The sequence below is a fragment of the Companilactobacillus sp. HBUAS56275 genome (assembly GCF_036913655.1).
GTDB classification, from domain to species: Bacteria; Bacillota; Bacilli; order Lactobacillales; family Lactobacillaceae; genus Companilactobacillus; species Companilactobacillus pullicola.
Genome location: NZ_JAYKKK010000001.1, coordinates 222,851 through 240,920 on the forward strand (window position 1 = coordinate 222,851; position 18,070 = coordinate 240,920).

18 protein-coding genes are annotated in these 18,070 nt (G+C 35.3%); 2 read left to right on the forward strand and 16 right to left on the reverse strand.

Annotation, left to right across the window (positions count from 1 at the left end; all coding sequences use genetic code 11):
• Nucleotides 1–11 precede the first annotated feature (11 nt).
• The 5 genes from U8526_RS01095 to U8526_RS01115 form a co-directional block, all read right to left on the reverse strand.
• Nucleotides 12–818 (reverse strand): hypothetical protein, encoded by an 807-nt coding sequence (locus tag U8526_RS01095; RefSeq protein WP_334340120.1) that lies wholly within the window; start codon nt 816–818, stop codon nt 12–14.
• Nucleotides 819–894: 76 nt separating this feature from the next.
• Nucleotides 895–1,455 carry a hypothetical protein gene (locus tag U8526_RS01100; protein WP_334340610.1) on the reverse strand — a complete coding sequence of 187 codons (561 nt, stop codon included), beginning with the start codon at nt 1,453–1,455 and terminating at the stop codon, nt 895–897.
• Nucleotides 1,456–1,603: 148 nt separating this feature from the next.
• Complete coding sequence (locus U8526_RS01105; protein WP_334340121.1) at nt 1,604–2,323, reverse strand: SDR family NAD(P)-dependent oxidoreductase; 720 nt, start codon at nt 2,321–2,323, stop codon at nt 1,604–1,606.
• Between the two features lie 11 nt (nt 2,324–2,334).
• Nucleotides 2,335–2,964: an NAD(P)-dependent oxidoreductase gene (locus tag U8526_RS01110; RefSeq protein WP_334340122.1), complete on the reverse strand. Its 630-nt coding sequence runs from the start codon at nt 2,962–2,964 to the stop codon at nt 2,335–2,337.
• 34 nt (nt 2,965–2,998) lie between these two features.
• A complete protein-coding gene (locus U8526_RS01115) occupies nt 2,999–3,940 on the reverse strand; it encodes a DMT family transporter (protein WP_334340123.1) in 942 nt (313 codons plus the stop codon).
• 127 nt (nt 3,941–4,067) lie between these two features.
• On the opposite strand from U8526_RS01115, the gene U8526_RS01120 reads away from it, so the two are divergent.
• A complete protein-coding gene (locus tag U8526_RS01120) occupies nt 4,068–4,952 on the forward strand; it encodes a LysR family transcriptional regulator (RefSeq protein ID WP_334340124.1) in 885 nt (294 codons plus the stop codon).
• Between the two features lie 86 nt (nt 4,953–5,038).
• Here U8526_RS01120 and U8526_RS01125 read toward each other — a convergent pair whose 3' ends face one another.
• The 8 genes from U8526_RS01125 to U8526_RS01160 all read right to left on the reverse strand — a co-directional run bounded on the left by U8526_RS01125 (nt 5,039) and on the right by U8526_RS01160 (nt 12,122).
• Complete coding sequence (locus tag U8526_RS01125) at nt 5,039–5,893, reverse strand: aldo/keto reductase (RefSeq protein WP_334340125.1); 855 nt, start codon at nt 5,891–5,893, stop codon at nt 5,039–5,041.
• Nucleotides 5,894–5,902: 9 nt separating this feature from the next.
• Nucleotides 5,903–6,502 carry an NAD(P)H-binding protein gene (locus tag U8526_RS01130; protein WP_334340126.1) on the reverse strand — a complete coding sequence of 200 codons (600 nt, stop codon included), beginning with the start codon at nt 6,500–6,502 and terminating at the stop codon, nt 5,903–5,905.
• Between the two features lie 19 nt (nt 6,503–6,521).
• Nucleotides 6,522–6,962, reverse strand: a complete 441-nt coding sequence (locus tag U8526_RS01135; protein WP_334340127.1) for a nuclear transport factor 2 family protein — start codon at nt 6,960–6,962, stop codon at nt 6,522–6,524.
• Nucleotides 6,963–7,100: 138 nt separating this feature from the next.
• Nucleotides 7,101–8,555, reverse strand: coding sequence for an MFS transporter (locus U8526_RS01140; RefSeq protein WP_334340128.1), 1,455 nt, complete (start codon nt 8,553–8,555; stop codon nt 7,101–7,103).
• Between the two features lie 14 nt (nt 8,556–8,569).
• On the reverse strand, nt 8,570–8,950 hold the full coding sequence (locus tag U8526_RS01145) for a nuclear transport factor 2 family protein (RefSeq protein ID WP_334340129.1): 381 nt from the start codon (nt 8,948–8,950) through the stop codon (nt 8,570–8,572).
• Between the two features lie 173 nt (nt 8,951–9,123).
• Nucleotides 9,124–9,708, reverse strand: coding sequence for a TetR/AcrR family transcriptional regulator (locus U8526_RS01150; protein WP_334340130.1), 585 nt, complete (start codon nt 9,706–9,708; stop codon nt 9,124–9,126).
• A gap of 118 nt (nt 9,709–9,826) precedes the next feature.
• Complete coding sequence (locus U8526_RS01155; RefSeq protein ID WP_334340131.1) at nt 9,827–11,125, reverse strand: CAP domain-containing protein; 1,299 nt, start codon at nt 11,123–11,125, stop codon at nt 9,827–9,829.
• A 130-nt stretch (nt 11,126–11,255) separates the two neighbouring features.
• Nucleotides 11,256–12,122 carry a DegV family protein gene (locus U8526_RS01160; RefSeq protein WP_334340132.1) on the reverse strand — a complete coding sequence of 289 codons (867 nt, stop codon included), beginning with the start codon at nt 12,120–12,122 and terminating at the stop codon, nt 11,256–11,258.
• Nucleotides 12,123–12,257: 135 nt separating this feature from the next.
• Here U8526_RS01160 and U8526_RS01165 point away from each other — a divergent pair, with 135 nt between their 5' ends.
• Nucleotides 12,258–13,922 (forward strand): Rqc2 family fibronectin-binding protein, encoded by a 1,665-nt coding sequence (locus U8526_RS01165; protein WP_334340133.1) that lies wholly within the window; start codon nt 12,258–12,260, stop codon nt 13,920–13,922.
• A 49-nt stretch (nt 13,923–13,971) separates the two neighbouring features.
• Here the strand turns inward: U8526_RS01165 and U8526_RS01170 are convergent, their stop codons facing one another.
• The 3 genes from U8526_RS01170 to pyrR are packed head-to-tail and all read right to left on the reverse strand — an operon-like array spanning nt 13,972 to nt 17,995.
• Nucleotides 13,972–16,362 (reverse strand): ATP-binding protein, encoded by a 2,391-nt coding sequence (locus U8526_RS01170; RefSeq protein WP_334340134.1) that lies wholly within the window; start codon nt 16,360–16,362, stop codon nt 13,972–13,974.
• Nucleotides 16,353–17,441 carry a carbamoyl phosphate synthase small subunit gene (locus U8526_RS01175; RefSeq protein ID WP_334340135.1) on the reverse strand — a complete coding sequence of 363 codons (1,089 nt, stop codon included), beginning with the start codon at nt 17,439–17,441 and terminating at the stop codon, nt 16,353–16,355. The genes U8526_RS01170 and U8526_RS01175 overlap by 10 nt, the downstream gene beginning before the upstream one ends.
• Nucleotides 17,442–17,467: 26 nt before the next feature.
• Nucleotides 17,468–17,995 carry a bifunctional pyr operon transcriptional regulator/uracil phosphoribosyltransferase PyrR gene (pyrR, locus tag U8526_RS01180; RefSeq protein ID WP_334340137.1) on the reverse strand — a complete coding sequence of 176 codons (528 nt, stop codon included), beginning with the start codon at nt 17,993–17,995 and terminating at the stop codon, nt 17,468–17,470.
• Nucleotides 17,996–18,070 lie beyond the last annotated feature (75 nt).

Genomic DNA, 18,070 nt, shown 5'->3' on the forward strand with positions numbered 1-18,070 from the left:
TGATAATACAACTAAGAATGATGTTTCATTTCAATATCAGTTAACCAATGACTAAATTCAACCAATAAGTGAATTGCATGTTGGTTAATGAAATAATTTGGCATTGATGCCGGAAATTCAACTTGTAATCTTGCATGAAAAACACCATTGCTAGATGTCATTAAGTGTCTGACACCACCAATTACAAGTCCGGAATCATTTTTTCCAGTTCCCGCAGACTCAAATTGAAAATCAGGATTAGGATTAGTCTTTAGTCCTGATTCATCCCCGTAAACGAGAGTAAATTTATTTGCAATTCGAGTGCCACCAGTCATTTCAATGACCGTTTGACTAGTATCTGAACCACTGCTGTAGAAATGATTAGGATTAGCCTTAAAGTTATAAAATTGGTTCTCCTCACTATTTGCCATCATCATTTGATTAAAGGTATCAATGAAAAATTGTGCATCAATATCGGTATTCAAATAAATGTCAGCAATAGAGACTTTTCGTCGTTGAAAAGCAGTCTTTGTACCTACAACCGTAGCCAAATTTCCCAATTTCAATTGTCCCAAAAGACGTCTAGATAACGTTTCTTGGCCAATAGCCATTTTAAAAGTTATTACGGATTTCTTTAAATCTAAATATGACAAGTTTGGATCTAAATCAGCATTAAACAGCTTATTCAATAATATAGCTGTCTTTTTGTATTCTCTATATTGCCAGTCGGCTAAGTCTTCTTTTGAAAAAATCTTGTTTCCAATAATAAATTTAAAAGGTAATTGATCATACATAGATTCAGCATTTTGAATATTTTCATAAATGTCCTTTTTTATCATTTGTATACTCCAGTCATTTATATGGATATAACACAAAATTAATAATACTCGAAGTCAAGGTTATCTGGAAGAATCATTACCTCTTAAAGTTATGTTTTAAAGTTGGCCAAATCCACTTATCTGCTTTACTAATAATTACACCATTAAAGAAAAGTGAAAAGATGGTTGCTATGTTAACAGAATAGATTTTTTGAGTAACTATACTGGATACAACGATTATGACAATCGGTGGTATAAAGTCAATCAACTGTGCTGCTGTCGAATTACCATTCAAATACATAAATCTTAAAATATTAGTAGTATCATCATTAGGATGCATCAGAATATTAGCTCGTTGGTAAAGTGAAATTGCAATACAAAAAATAATGATTCCAAAGCAAGATAAAATTGTTCGAGTGAAGATAGGAAAATTTGGAACACCCAAGTTATTTAATAGATTAGTAAAAATATTTACGAAATAACTGAAAAACATTACATACAATACTTCTCCAAACATTCTTTTACCGTCTATTCTTCTAATTAAGAATTGATTAGTAACGGCATTAATGAAACCAACAATAAATAGAAATAACCCTGTATTCCAGCCTAACAATTTGCTAAGATTAACTGCTGATGCAGTCCATAGACCACTCCCCATATTTGCAGAAATACTAAGGCCATTACCTAAAGCACTTAGTAACAGTCCTGAAACTAAACCAATAATTCTCGTTTGTAGTGAATTTTCGATAATATTTGTTCCTTTCAAGAGAGAAATTTAATGTTAAGCATACATTGTGCTTTATTAATTAAAATTTAACGTCAGTCAATGTTTCTAGTTTTTGTATTAATTCTCTTTGAAGTGACTGATTGTCTACTCGCTGATCATAACGTGATAGACTTTTGTGATAGTAGTAATTTCCTGTCTTTAATGCCTGGGAATCATTCCCAGTTGCCAACCAAACTTGTGATGAATAACCTTGTTTTAAATCATCATTAGCTGCAGAACCGCCCATTCTAGTTGGAACCCATCCGGGATCGACAGCATTTACTATTGTATTAGTCCAGCGATTAGAAACGTATTTCATCAGCATCAACAAAGCCAGTTTTGAACCGGAGTAGTCAACAGTTGATTCCAAATTTTCGATATCTAAGGATGCACCTCGATGCATACCAGACGAAACATAAATCAATCGTTTGGGACGATTCATGAGACCAGTTAGCATATATGGTGCCATGATATTTACGGTACTAGTTAACATAGAATTGGAACTATTAACTCCGGCATTATGTATAACGACATCGAAAGAGTCTATTTGATTAGCTTGTTGAGCAATTGATCGAATATCAGATAACTTGGACAGGTCACCGATAAGTACACCGGATGCCATTGGATTTCTCTTCAAGGCAGCTTCAGCTCGCTCCTGATTTCGCGCGTGTAAGACAACATCGTTATGTTGGGCCAAAAGATCCATAGCTGCAAGTGCGCCTAAGCCGGTTGAAGATCCTGTAATTAAAATTTTTACCATAATTTTTTCTCCTAGTTGAAAACGATAATTCTTTGACGGATATAGCGTTGTTGCTCTGCTAGATCAATAATGGCCTTTGCCATATCTTTATAGCTAATTTGAGATTTCAATAGATTAGCTAATTCCATATCTTCCTCATTAATTCGATATTGACCAGTATAAATGCCCTCAGGATCATAATTAAATGCAGGTGTTACGTATGTCCATGCAATATCGGAATATGAACGAATACAATTTAGATTATTAATTAATGCATCGGCTAATGGTAAATTGGCCTTGGGATAATCAGACCAGTCACGTAACATTCTTGTATGTTCAGAATCGATATACATCGTGCCGGCCCCACCAATTTTGATATAACGTGTTTTTGTTCCCTTAATTAAATGGGCAATATGAATAGCCGTCTGTGTATGAATAGGAAAAGTCTCTGGTGTCCAGGCACTAATGGCATCAATGATAATATCATATCCTGCTATATCTTCTTTCGTTAAATCGATACTACTTTTAATTAATACGTTTTTAAATTGAATGTCGTCATGTTTTTTATGGGCAACTGCAAGAACCTCGTGACCATTCTTTTCAGCTGCTGAAACTAATTCACGCCCAGATTTACCGTAGGCTCCTATAATAATAAATTTCATGATATTTTCTCCTATCAGAATTCTTAATTTTTTGTTATGCAATGAAACGAATAATAATGATACCGACTAACATCACAACTAAACCAATGACTTTAAATAAGTTCAGGCTTCGTTTGACAGAATAAAACATCCCTAATTGATCGATAATTGCACTGAAAAACAATTGTCCAAATAGTGCGATTACAATAACTGAGCCAGTACCGATAAGTGGGACTAACCAAGCCGCAAAGAAGACATACAAACTACCGCAAATACCTCCAATTAAAATCCACCACTCGCCTTTTTTGATACCGTGATTGATAGCATGAAAACGAGTTCTCATTGGTGTACCTAATAATAAAGTAACAATAGTAAGAACAATTGCACCAATCAAAAAAGCGACAAAAGTAGCTTTAATTGGTGAATGTAAAACTGTTCCAAGTCGGCCGTTAATGGCAGTTTGAAAGCCGATTACTAATCCTGCAAATATTCCAAGTAATTGCCAGAAAATCTGTGTTCCGTTTTGATTAGTACCCGTTTTAGATCCATTTTTGTTTCCTAAAACAACTGCTGCTAGCATCCCAAGTAGTACTAAGATTAAACCTAATAGTTTTAATAGTGTGATTTTAGAAACGGGTGAATAAAACAAACCAAATTGATCGACTAAAACACCAGCTATGATTTGACCGAAGATAGGCAGCACTGCTGTTTGAACACTTCCCAATCTTGGAAAAAGCAAGATATTGACGGTCAATCCAAAAGCCCCAGTAAAACCGACAATCCACAACCACCAAGGATTATTTGTAAAAGTTGTTAAAGGGATAAGAATTGACGTTCTAGTTACCAACATCATTACAAGTAAAAATAAAGAACCAACGGAAAATGAAATTGCCGAAGCCATGAATGGCGTCTGTGTATACTTTCCTAAACGTGAATTAACGGCAGTTTGAGCTGCCACAGTCAGCCCCATGAGTACGGGGATTAAAAATAAAAACATTTTTTGTTTCCTCCTGAATAATTAACTGTACTTTATAGTTTAGTGATGTTTTTATTATTCGGAAGAGTGTAAAGTAGTAGTGTGGCTTTAACCTATAGTTAAAGCTGAATGAAAGGAGTTACCAAACATGCTTTCACAAGTGTATTTAACTTTTTTACAGGTCGTTCAGAGTGGCAGTTTTGCTAAGGCATCTAAGAAATTATTTGTTTCTCCAGTTTCAGTAATGAAACAAATGAATAACTTGGAAGATAGTCTTGATTTAAAACTTTTTATTAGAAATAATCGTGGAATAAAACTGACTAAAGCAGGAAGATTTCTTTATTCTGAAACCATTAAAATAAAGCAAGATGCAAACAGTGCAATTAATGAGGCAAAAGCTATTGGTGAACAGGACAAAGTCATTATTAATTTAGGAGCTTCCTTTATGCGTCCTGCAGATCAATTAATAAATATATGGCGCCAGGCCGGTGACAATCTCAAAAACTATAATTTACGAATCGTATCTTTCAACGATCAAGGTGTAACGGTAAAAAGTCCATCTACGGATATTGGTAATAAAATTGATTGTATTGTCGGACCGTGCGATGCAAACCAATGGTCTAAACATTATAGTATTTACGTCCTTGGATATGAGTGTTTTAAAATTGCTGTTCCCCTAAAAAGTCGTTTAGCACAAAAAAAGAAACTATCACTTAATGACTTGGATGGCGAAACACTTATTATGCCTCCCCTAGAGGCAAGTGTGGTTAGAAAAATGTGTAATGATTTGAACACAACTCATCCGACAATAAATATTATTAATACAGAACAATACTTTTCTCCCAATACATTTAATGAATATGCCGATGATCTTGTTTTAACACGAGAATCCTTTGAGAATTTATCGCCTATGCAGAGAGCTTTGGAGGTAGATTGGAACTATAAATCACCTTATGGAGTTATTTATGCAAAGCATCCATCTGAAAAAATGAAGGATTTTATTGCTATATTAAAACAAACAGTTGTTAGTTAAACCTTCAATTCTGAAAATTGAAATAGCCCCCATGCGCTTATAAAAATAAGTACGTGAGGGCTATTCTCGTAATTAATACTGTGATTCTAATAATCAAATTTAGCACTACCAAGTTGTTTAACAGTTTGTGGATCGTGCATATTACCAAACAAACTGACTCCTTGATCTAAGGATTCCATCTGCTTCATTTCTGAATCATTCAAAGCAAAATCAAAAATATCAGCATTTTCAATAATTCTGGATTCGTGAACAGATTTAGGAATAACGACAATATTACGTTGGTTCAACCATCTCAAAATTACTTGACCATTTGTTTTACCATGATTATCGGCAATTTTCTTGATTGTGGAGTTAGTAAAGATACCTTGTTTTCCTTCAGCAAATGGTCCCCAAGCCTCTGGTACGATGTCGTTATCTAACAACCATTGAACACGTTCTGGTTGGGCAAAGAAGGGATGCAATTCAATTTGGTCAACTGCTGGTTTGATTTCATTGTGCATCATCAAATCTTGTAGTCTGTCATTTTCAAAATTGGCTACACCAATCGATTTTAATTTTCCTGCCTTATAGGCATCTTCCATTGCTCTCCATGAACTATAGACGTCGCCAAGTGGCTGATGAATCAAATATAGATCAATATAATCCAAACCTAATCTTTTTAGTGAAGCATCAATAGCCTTTTGAGTATTTTCATAACCTGCATCTTGTACCCAAAGTTTGGTTGTTATGAAAATCTCTTTTCGATCAATGCCGCTTTCTTTGATTGCGTCACCCACAGCACCTTCATTCAGATAAGCTGCAGCAGTGTCAATCAAACGGTATCCATTTTTAAGTGCTTGTAAAATTGCTTGTTTACAGTCATCGTAATCGGGAATTTGAAATACTCCAAACCCTAAAGTTGGCATTTCAATGCCATTGTTTAATTTAATTTTTTTATCCATAATTTTCTCCTAACCTTCGTTGATTCCTACACTTGACCTATTATCTAAGGTGTCATTTTCGCTTAATTTAACAACATAGTCGGCAATACTATTTCTGGAAACATCGTGTCCGCCGAACGGTTCACCCTTTTGTGTAATTTCATAATTAACAGGACCGTTGGTATACCAACCAGGACGAATGATTGTATAGTTCAAGTCTGATTGTTCAATTAAATCTGCGGCTTCTCTGAATGGCCGTAAAACACCGTTGCTATAAGGTTCTGGAGAATCACCTAACCAAGAAGGGATCTCTTGATAGATACCCATTGTTGTGATGAATACTAGTCTTTGAACATTTTCCTGATCCATTACTTTTACAATATGCTCGGCAAATGTCTTCATATCACCACTTAAAGCCACGAAAACGAAATCCTGATTTTTTACTGCCAGTGCCAATTCAGTATCGTCTGTTACACTTCCTGAAATAGACTTTTCTCTAGAATCATCTAATTTTAATCTATTAGCTCTTCTGGAAAATAACGTTAACTGAGCATCTGTTTCTCTTAAAAATATCTGTCTTACTGCATTGCCGATCGAACCGGTTGCTCCAATAATTAATATATTTTTCATAATAATATCTCCAAGTAAATTATTTAATTTCTTCGGTATGCCAGATAAAGTTTGAATTACGTTCAGCGATCAACCACTTGCCATTGACCTTTTCATACTTGTCTTGGTATCTAACGCCCTCTTTAGTTGTAACCGCCTTATTTTCATCGTTATTTTTGACTAGTACAACATAGTTATAAGCAACGCCATTAGCGTGAGTCGCATCTACAAAATCAACTGTTTGTTGACCACTCATGTGAAATACGGCTGAATATTCGTCCATTGATGAGCTGAAAGCATTAAAGATTTCTTTTCTTCCATTAAGAGTGAAACTGATTTTGCCGTCATTAATAATATTTACAACACCATTTTCGGTAAAGAGTGCTACCTGTTTATCGTTTTCCCTTGTATCTGAGTAATTTGAAAATAAATCTACTAGTTCCTTTAATTCAATGCGATCTGAAATTTCTTGTGTATTCATAATAAAAAATGCTCCTTAATTTTTAATAATTCTTGTTTACAAGACCCATTATGGGGTCTCGACAGATATAAAAAAATGGTCAATATTTTTTAATTAGTTACTTATGCCACTGTTTTTATAAATGTGTGACAATAAATTTTATCTAAGCTGTTTTTCCGGTTCTTTTCTTGTGAGATTGATAATAATAGCAACCACTACCAAAACAAATCCAATCAACATAATAGTATGCAGACCATTAAAGAGAATAGTTCGTAGTTGTGGCAATAAATCTTGAGGTAAAGTTTTAGCAGAAGATGCGTCAGTTAATTTATTGATCATACGACTGGTTATTTTTCCACCCACTTGACTAGCTGTACTAATACTCAAGATGGCTCCGAAAATGGCGGACATAAATGTTTGACCTAGAGTACGGAATAACAATCCAAAAGTTGTAGAAACACTGATCAATTCTTTTCTAACACCGTCTTGTAATGACACTTGCATCGGTGTGAACGACAATCCCATGCCAAAACCTTCAAAAGCACCACTAATTAATAACCACCAGTATGGAGAGTATTGTGTTGCCATGACCATCGCCAATGCGGAAATAAAGATACTAATACTTCCTATCATGACAATTCTCTTGTAAGAGATTTTCGGCATTAATCTAGCTGTAAGACGTGTTCCTAATAGTAATAGAACTGATCCACCGATTTGTGTTAAACCACCATAGGTTGCATTAGTTCCGAGTAGTCCTTGAGACCACATTGGAGCATAAACACTGTATCCAATGAAGAAGCCATTGATTAGAAACATAATGACGTTTTGTGACTGAATTCTCCAATTCTTTAGTAGTTCGGTTGGAACTAATGGATTCTTCTTGGAAGCTTCAATTCGATAGAAAATAACCATCAAAATTAAACCAATAATTAATAAAATCACGGCTCTAGTCAGACTTGAAGCAATGGAGTCACTAGCAAACAACAAAACTATTAAGGTAAGGATTAACATGCCTGAACCCAAATAATCAAAAGATTTATCAATAGTTTCGGTTCTATTTTCTTGATAGGTAAACTGCAACATCAATAGAGAAATAATTCCAATTGGCAAATTAATAAAGAAAACCCAATGCCAAGATAATGTATCGACTAACCAACCACCAATCAGTGGTCCCACTACGGTTGAAAGTGTATATGAAGCAGTTACCCAGCCTAAAGCTTTCGCACGTTGTGAAGGATTGGGATAAATATCTGCGTAAATAATAAACGGAATAGAAACCATTCCACCGGCACCAATTCCCATAAAGGCCCTGGCGATAATCAACATAACCATGTTCGTTGACATACCTCCGACTGCGGAACTGATAACAAATAACATTAATGAAATTTGAAAAGTTAATTTTTTCCCAATTATTTCACCAACTCGTCCCCATAAAACGGTGGTAACGGCAGTCCCTAATAGAAAAATTGAACTGATCCAGCCAATCAGTCTGATTCCATTTAAATCACTCGTAATTGCTGGTAAAGCTGTATTAACAATTGTGGCATCTAAACCACCCATAAAATTAGCGATTAATAATGCAATTGTTGCGATTGCCATTCTTCTTTTTGTCATACTTTTTCCTCTCCCTAATACATCTCGGCCTGTGACTTAATGATTTGCCACTGACCATTATTATTTTTTGTTAATTCAGTTCTTGATTGAAGAGGCCAAGTATTACGAAAACCATAGATTCTAGCGTCTAGTTCATTTCTCGAAATCACTAAAGCATTGTTTCCATCTATTTCAACTTGCATTAACTTTTCTTTACTATTGAAGTAGTGCATTCTACCAATCTTAATTTGTTTCAGCCATTCGTCTTTGCTTTGAACAGCTCCGGTAATATGAATAAACTTTGCATTTGGTGCAATCACTTTATTCAAGATATCTAAATTACCATCAACCATACCTGATACTTGTTGACGAACAACCGTTGCTACCTTTTTTTCTTCACTAATTTTTATTGTCATAATTAATGCCTCGTTTCTTTGCGATGAATTCATTATGCAACGACTGATGATTCCAAAAAATGGGCAATGTTTTCCAATTAGTGACATAAGTAACTCTTTCAACAAAAAGGTGTCATAAAGTTACAAATTTTGGGCAAAAAAAATAGACGTCACTATAAATCAACGTCTGTTTTCTATTTATTCTTTTTCAAAAAATTATCGACTCCACCTTGCATTAAGGCAATTGTGGCATCAATGACATCATCGATTGGTTCTTTTTTACCATTATCGACCCACTGTTTATAAACACTAATTCCAGTTTGCTCTACATATTGTAATAAGATTTGCTTTTTCCAATCATCAAGTAGATTAAACTCCTTGGATTGTCCCCAGGTGGGATTCATTACAGTATCGATCATCTGTTTACGGATACCTACGTATCCCCCTACAGAACTAGAAGTGATTTTATCATAAGCTTCTCCCTGTTTGGCCGAGTATGTGAAGAAAGCACGGACACTTTTAGCAAGGTCTCTAGGATATTGAAAATCTTCAATCTCTTTCAAGTATTCTTTTGCATATTGAGCCTGCATCTCAGCTAATAAATCATCAAGTGTTGGATAGTATCTATAGAATGTTTTTTTATTGATCTGCGCCAGTTCTGCCAATTCTTTGACTGTGATTTTTTGATATTCTTTCTCACAAATCAGTTCTTCAAATGCCTTATATATATTTGAAATTGTCCGTTGAACACGTAGATCTTCATAACCAGTTAATTTCATTTTTAAAGCCCTCACTATTAATTATTTCATATAAATATTTAATATGTAACGTTCCTTTATTAGTATAACTAAAATAAGCCACCAGAACTTAATTGTTCTGATGGCTTATATGCATTTTCTAGTTCAAAGCTAATTCATTTTGTTGAATCCAAGCGTTAGTACCGATACGGTACATTTTAATATTAGTTGTTGGATTAACGGCACGACGATCAACAATCCATGAAGATCTAGGAGCTACAGTATATCCTGCGTAAACACCACTGTCAGTGTAAACCTTGGCAGTAGTTGTTGCTGTTACGGTTGTACCTGATAAGAAGCTTGCCCATGGTAGAGCATCGTCAGCGGAAACGAAACCGTTGGTACTTACATGGTAGAAGAAGTTACCATCAATAATTGCAATAATATCTGAACGCCATGAAGTGTCAGGACCTAAGGCCATATCGACACGTTTGTTACCATTTCGATCATAAATGGTAGTCATCTTGTTCTTAGTTGTAACTCCACCTCTGATGTCAGCTACGGCATAATTGTCGCGGCTAACATAATCGGCATTTGTGCGATTGCTGTCTGCAATGTCATATTTAGAAACGTTTGAATAATCATTTTCATTAGTTAAGTAGTATGCATAAATATCATCAGCATTGTACTTACTATGAGCGGCTTGATCGTTACCCATTTCTTGTGAGAAGTAAACCATACCGTCGGAACCGATACTTACGCCAACACCAACATAATTGATGTAAGGGTTAAGCATGTTCTTTCTGTGACCATAGTTAGGTTCGGGGTCGTACATTTCACTGTAAAATTCGTGTGTAATCTTTTGAGCGATAACAGTTGGATCAGATGTGCCTAACATTGAATATGGCATTTGAGCAATATTTTCTTCGGCATCTAAGTAATATGGATACATATTAGCTGAATTCCAGCCAGCGTGATTATCAACTCCGGTACTTGTGAAGCTTTCAGTTCTTGACTGTGCGTAATTGTTCAATGTAGCTACAGAAGTCAAAGCTGTAAGTCCATTTTGTGCACGGAGACGATTTAATTCAGCCACCATAGCCTTCTTGACAGCAACAACGTCAATATTGTTATAGGTTGCTTGTGTTTTAGCAGTTGTTGTAGAAGCGGTATTGGTGTCACTATTAGTTAAACTTGTTGTATCATTAGATGGTGTCTTAGTTGCTGGATTTACAACTTGATTATTTGTATCACTATTATTATTTGTGGCAGTTGATACACTAGTACCCTTATCAGCAGTATTTGTCGTAGTGTCATTGTTAGTTGCAGTAGTATTTGTTACAGAAGTATTGGCATCAGCTGAAGTTGTATCAGCGTAAACAATATTTCCTCCCAAACTTGTTGCAAGAAGTGCACTTGCGGCTATTAAAATAGCTGCTCTCTTAGTTTTAGAAAACATGATACTCCCCTTTTCCTTGTGAAAATAATGGTTACACTCATTTTAACTCAATGAAAGCATTTATAAAGCATTATTTATAATAAATATTTTATATTATTTCGGTAAAATAAAAAAGCCATAGGGCTTTTAATTATGCTTTATCAAAATCTTTGATCCAAGCAATTGCCAGTGCATCCTTACCTAAATGAGCACCAATTACAGGTCCAAAGTATGAGCGATCCAACGTGATGTCAGGGTATTTTTCATGTAATTCGCTTGCCCACTGGTCGCCGTCTTTCTTATCGTCAGCGTCAATCACCAACAAACGAAGGGGATACGGTGCTTCTTCCATTGCATCAGCTAATTTTTCTTCAGCTTTTAACTTAGCTTTTTTCATGGAACGAACTTTATCGTAAGCAACGATTTTATGACTGTCTTCATCAAATTCTAATAATGGCTTAATATTTAACATGGTACCAATAACGGCAGAAGTGTTTGATAATCTTCCACCTTTAACTAAATTCTTCAAATCATTTACCACAAAAGATTCACCAATTGAACTTCTTAGATCATCCAAACGATCGAGAATTTCGCCAAGCGGTTTATCTTCTTGAGCCATTCTGGCAGCCTCTTGAGCTAAATAGCCCATTAGGCGTACAGTGATATGTGAATCATAAACAACGACATTGATATCTTCAATAGTTTGAGCAGCACTTTTTAGATTATTTACAAACCCAGAAATAGTACTTGCTAAATGAATCGAAATTACGGTATCATAGCCTTCTTTAGCCAGCTTGTCGTATACGTTCATCATTTCACCAATTGAAGGTTGAGCTGTTGAGGGTAATTCTGGCGATTCGTGTAAGAGTTCGTAGAATTGAGATGTAGTAATATCAATATCTTCACGATATGTTTTGGTATTAAATACTACCTCTATCGGCACAACTGTTATATTATATTTATCGACTGTTTCTTGTGGCAAATAAGATGTACTATCTGTTACAATGGCTATTTTCATAAATTTATCAATTCCTTGTTTGGTTACGTATAATGATTGTATAACCCTTAAATTATATCATATTCAATCAGGTTTATATTTGTTACACTGCAAAAGTTTCAGAATTTATCATGTAATATAGAGAGGAAGTCAAATATGTCCTTTGACGGAATGTTTACCCATGTGATGGTAAACGAATTGAATCAGAACCTCCGCGGCGGCAGAATTGCTAAAATTCAACAACCGTTCGCTAATGAATTGATCCTTACAATTAGAAGTAATCGCAAGAATCAACAACTATTATTATCAGCTCATCCCTCATACGCAAGAGTTCAAATTACGGATCAGCCCTTCGCTAACCCTGCAAAACCTTCAACTTTTGTTATGTCATTAAGAAAGTATATCACTAGTGCGATTGTTCAAGATTTCAAGCAATTAAATAATGACCGTATCGTAATGGTCGATTTAAGTGCTAAGAATGAACTAGGCGATATTCACGAATATCGATTGATCATTGAAATCATGAGTCGACACAGCAATATTTTTCTTGTAAATAAGGAAAATGGCAAGATCATTGACCTAATTAAACGTGTTTCTCCAGAGAATAATAGCTTCCGTGGCCTTCTACCTGGGGACGATTATAAGTTACCGCCTGCACAGAATAAAATCAATCCATTTTCAACGAAAGATGAAAATCTTAAAGATTTCTCAGCAGCCGATATTCGTCAAAAGTATGAAGGAATTGGCTTAGACACTTCCGCCGAATTAGAAAAATTTGTCGCAGCTGGCGGATCACTGGATGATTTCATCGATCTATATGAAAATCACTTAGCTCCAAACACAGCCAATTCAAATGATAAACACAAATTAGGTTTTTTCCCTATTGGGTTTAATAATACAACCGAAATAGTTAATACTTATACTAGTTTGAGTGAGCTCTTGGATAATTATTATCTTGATAAGGCTAGAGTTGACCGTATTGAGCAACAAACTAAGAGTATTACCCATCGTTTGGATATTATCTTGAAAAAAGATAAATCCAAGATCAAAAAGCTTAATAAACAGTTGTCACAAACTGATATTATGGCAAAATATAATCTTTACGGTGAATTGTTGACGACTTATATGTCACAAGTTAAACGTGGAGCTAGTTCGATTGTTTTGAATAACTATTACAATAACGAAGATGTCAAAATTAAGTTGAATCCAGAGTACTCCCCTTCTGACAATGCTCAGCACTATTACAAGAAATATCGTAAGTTACAAAACTCGATTCCTCATATCAAAGAGCAGTTAGAGATAACTACTAATGAGGTTAATTACTTAGAGTCTGTGTTGGCATCTCTTGAGTATGTTGACATTGAAGATGTCGATGGTATTGTTGACGAATTAGTTGATTCCGGCTATATCAAGAAAAAACGTCGTAATGGACGTAAGAAACGTAAGAAGCATGTTGGTGAAGAATTCCAATCATCGACTGGTGTAGATATTGTTGTTGGTAAGAATAATATCGAAAATGATCAGCTAACCATGAAGTTGTCACAAAAGAATCACTACTGGTTCCATGTGAAAGATATTCCTGGTTCACACGTTATCTTGAAGTCTAGCGATCCCGATGAACAGTCAATTACTGAAGCCGCAACGATTGCAGCCTATTATTCAAAGGCTCGTGATTCAAGCAAAGTTCCCGTTGATTACGTTAAAATCAAAAATATTCGTAAACCTAATGGTGCTAAACCAGGTTACGTTATCTTTGAGGGTCAAAAGACGATTTTAGTTGATCCAGATCGTCAACTAGTGGCTGATTTAAAAGCTAAATAATCTAAAAAACGAGTAAACCATTCTTTTGGGAATTGGTTTACTCGTTTTTTTAATCTAATTCATCTACAGTCTTTTGCATTTCTTCTTTATTCAATAACTTATAGCGTTTGTCGTCAATCGTTAAAAGATACTGCTCGTCAGCATTATTGAATATTTCATCCAATGATAAGTCAGCGCCTATCTTATTTCCGAGCAACAACTTCACCAGCGTATCAATAACATGAACCGAACTAGCTAATTCGTGTCGAATAATATCGTTAGTCATGCCACGATACTTCTTAGTTACTAACCAGTGATCCTCTTGTTTGATCATTTCAAAATTATAGATAGCGACTTGATCGTCTTTCTCTAATTCTTGAGCAATCAAATGGTTAAATTCATCATAGTTAGACTGTGTCATAAAATTATTGACGGAACTAACTTCATAGAGATGATTATTTTTCTTAGTTCGGTAAATAACTGATGGTACTAGGAAGTTTTCTCCATCGGAAACAACCATTACTCTGGCAGAAGTATTGGCCTTGAGATCCATATTTTTAATCTCTTGCGCACTGAATTGAAAAACACGTTTATCGTCTGTATCAACTAGATTCTTTGATAAATCGATAATATTTAAAATACTCTTACTAGGTATCAAATCCAATGAGCTCATTTCCATATGAGGATCGTCAATTTCAACGATCTTTCGGCGCATTACTAGTGGTGCGTTCCAAGGTTCACGGCCAATTATGATAGGTTCCAAACCATTTTGATCAATCGACTTAGCTAATTGGAACAAAACAAATTGTCTGATAGTTGTATCAGTTTTAGACGTGATGATTGGTGTACGAACAATAATTTTTTTGCGGTCGCTTAATTCCAACTCATTATTGATACCACTCGTAACAAAGTAGTTATGGTTAGGATAATCCTTATTAGCTACAGAAATAGATGTCTTACTCTTTACAACCGACTTAGTAACAATATCAGGACTGTCCAACAATAATTTACTATGGCCAACGCCTTTGACACCCATTTCAACCATGCGTTCGACGTTATTACCATCGATTTCACCTTCACGGATAATCAAGCTATTATCAATGATATTTTGCAAAGCCGTCAAGTATGGCATGTTGATGCCAGTAATTTCTGATAAGACAGGTTTTTCAAAGTTTCGACGCATTGCTTCCATCAAAACATCTAACATCCAGTTAGTAGGATGAATGATTTTTTCAAATAACTCATCATCATCTAACTTACGAAGTTCTTCATAACGTTTAAAATTATTATTTAATTTGTCATTGAGAGCGCCCTTGTTAAGGACTTCTTCAAGACTGAAGCCATTAACGATAATGCTGGAGTTCGAAGTTTTACTAGGACCCAGATATTTTTGACCAGGCGTATTCCACTGTGGGAAACGTGAAGTGATATGATCAACGAAAGGTTCAGTTGCACCGTTGAAAAAGTTACCAGCATCTAGTTGCAACTTGTCCAAATGAAAACCAACACACAATTCAGCAACGGCTGTAGCTACAGGGTAACTTGTCGCATATTCAAGGAACTTAGTTTCCTCACTCAAACGAGGGATAAATTCGGTTATATAGCTTTCGTTAGTAGTGTGATTGTAAGCAAAATGAACGGTACAGACTCCCACGATATTGAAAACTCGTGCTAATTTGATCGAATAATTTCTTAAACGTTGTAATTTAGAATCGTTCAGAGAAATTGCTGGCGATATTAAATTGGAATCCAGATGATGAATACCAATAGGCTCAATATCTTCAATTGTGCCTACTAATGATGAGTTGTCAAAACTATCTCTTAAAATCGTAAAGGAATATTCACTAAAACCACGAATACTTCTTTCGATTTCAATCTTGGTGTCATCCAAATCATCTAAAGCCATAAAATTATCAAGTTCAAATAGATTGTTGATATTAGTCCAACCACTAGAATGACGATTAGAGTAACGTCTTCTGGCAATAATGGGAAAACCAATTGAACGGATAAAACTATAAATTTCTTTTTCATCATCTGAAGAGATGAAGTTAATAACTGGTAATTTAGCTTTGTTCAAACGTTTGATGAACAAATCACGTTTAAAAGTAGCTAAAGAAGATGCGTAATTTGCTCCTAGTATCTTAGTGGTGCCAATTTTACCATTCAGACTGGATACGATTCCCAGAGCATTACGGTCCCCTACTGTTGGCAAAATAGCGTCAGGATGATATTTTTGAACAAATTTTAAAACATTTTCACCGCTGACTTTTTCAACAATAGTTTTATCGAAAAAACTACCTGAAGAAAGCAGTGAAGTTGGATCTTCGACGATAATAGAGAGTTTGTATCCTAATTGGTGCAAGATATCTACTGTATCGTAAAGTGCGGTCGACAAATCAACATTTTTATCACTAATTGTTGGGCCGATAATTAGAATTGTGTGTACTTCGTTTAATTCCATTGATTTCCAGCCCCCTCTTGTTGTTTAACTGAATCGATCAAATCAATAAATTCATCGAAGACATAATAACCATCAGTTGGTCCCGGCGCAGCTTCTGGTTCGAAGAGTACCCCCATAATTGGTAAATATTCATGACGGATACCTTCAATCGTTCCATCAGCCACACAAATGTTGGTAACGATAAAATCGGATGAACCGATATATTTTTGGTCCAAGGTATAAGAATGATTATGGTTTACAAAATCAATCTTGCCACTGGCGACTTCCTTAACTGCCAATGAAGATTCGTGATGTGGATTAGCTAATGGAATTATTTGACAATCATTAGCTAAAGCTATCAACAAGTTACCTAAGCCAATACCCAAAATTGGATGTCTCTTTTGTAAAATTTGAATAGTCTTGATGACATTTGGCAGATCCTTAGGATTACCTGGTCCATTAGAATAGATTATGCCATCGGGATGCAAGTTCTCGATTTCTTTTGCAGTCGAGTTGTAATTGACAATAATAGAATTACAATCTCGGTATGATAATTGACGTAAAATAGAATACTTTAATCCTAAGTCAACAATAACAATCTTCAAGCCAGTATTAGGATTGGGATACGATTGTCGTGTTGAGACTCTTTTAACCAAATCGGGTGGTAAAACTAACGCCTTAATTTGGTCGATAGCATGTTCATCATGGGTATCCATGATACTAGCTTTCATTTCACCATGTTCGGCGATGTGTCTTGATAAAGCTCTGACATCAACGTTCTTAATTCCAGGTATTCTTAAACTGGCGATCCAGTCTTGAAAGGATACGGAATCATCAACAGTCGAAGTGCTTGATGAACCGATAACGACACCCTTACATTGTGAATTGATAGATTCATAAAAATCTCGATTAATTCCTGAGCTACCAACAGAAGGAATTGTGAATGCAATAATTTGACCCTCGGCATTAGGATCGGTTACGGATTGTTCAATTCCAGTACGATTATTTGATATTACCAATTGTCCCGTGGTAATGATAGAAGATCCGAACCCTTCTCCAGGAAACACAGTTCCGTCTTCTAAGATTAAATAACGTTTCATTTTTAGCAACTCCTCAAAAATTGTAGTTATTCGATTTCAATCTTATCTTCTCCATCGATTTCTTTCATCGAAACTTTGATTTTCTCTTTTTGAGAAGTTGGTATATTTTTTCCAACAAAATCAGCGCGGATTGGCAATTCACGATGTCCACGATCAACCAATACAGCCAAAGAAATTTTCTTTGGACGACCTGAACTCATTAAGGCATCCATAGCTGCACGAATCGTACGTCCTGTGTATAAAACATCGTCAGTTAAAATAATGTGTTTGTTATTGATATCGATATCTAAAGGCTGAGTCTTTACTTCGGAAATATCCTTTTCTTCGTGTGTTTTGTCGTCGCGATATGGAGTTATATCCAATTCAGCGACAGGAATAGAGATATTTTCCAACTGTTTTAAACGTGACTCAATACGGTGAGCTACGAAAACTCCGCGTGTTTTAATTCCGACAAGGACTAAATCTTCAATCCCCTTATTTCTTTCAATAATTTCATAAGTTATACGTGTCAAAGCTCTAGTCATTGTTTGACCGTCAATAATTTCTTTAGCCATATTTTTCCCTACTTTCAAAAAAGCACTCACAAAGTGAGTGCTTCAATTTATTTTATAATCGCACACAATTCTATT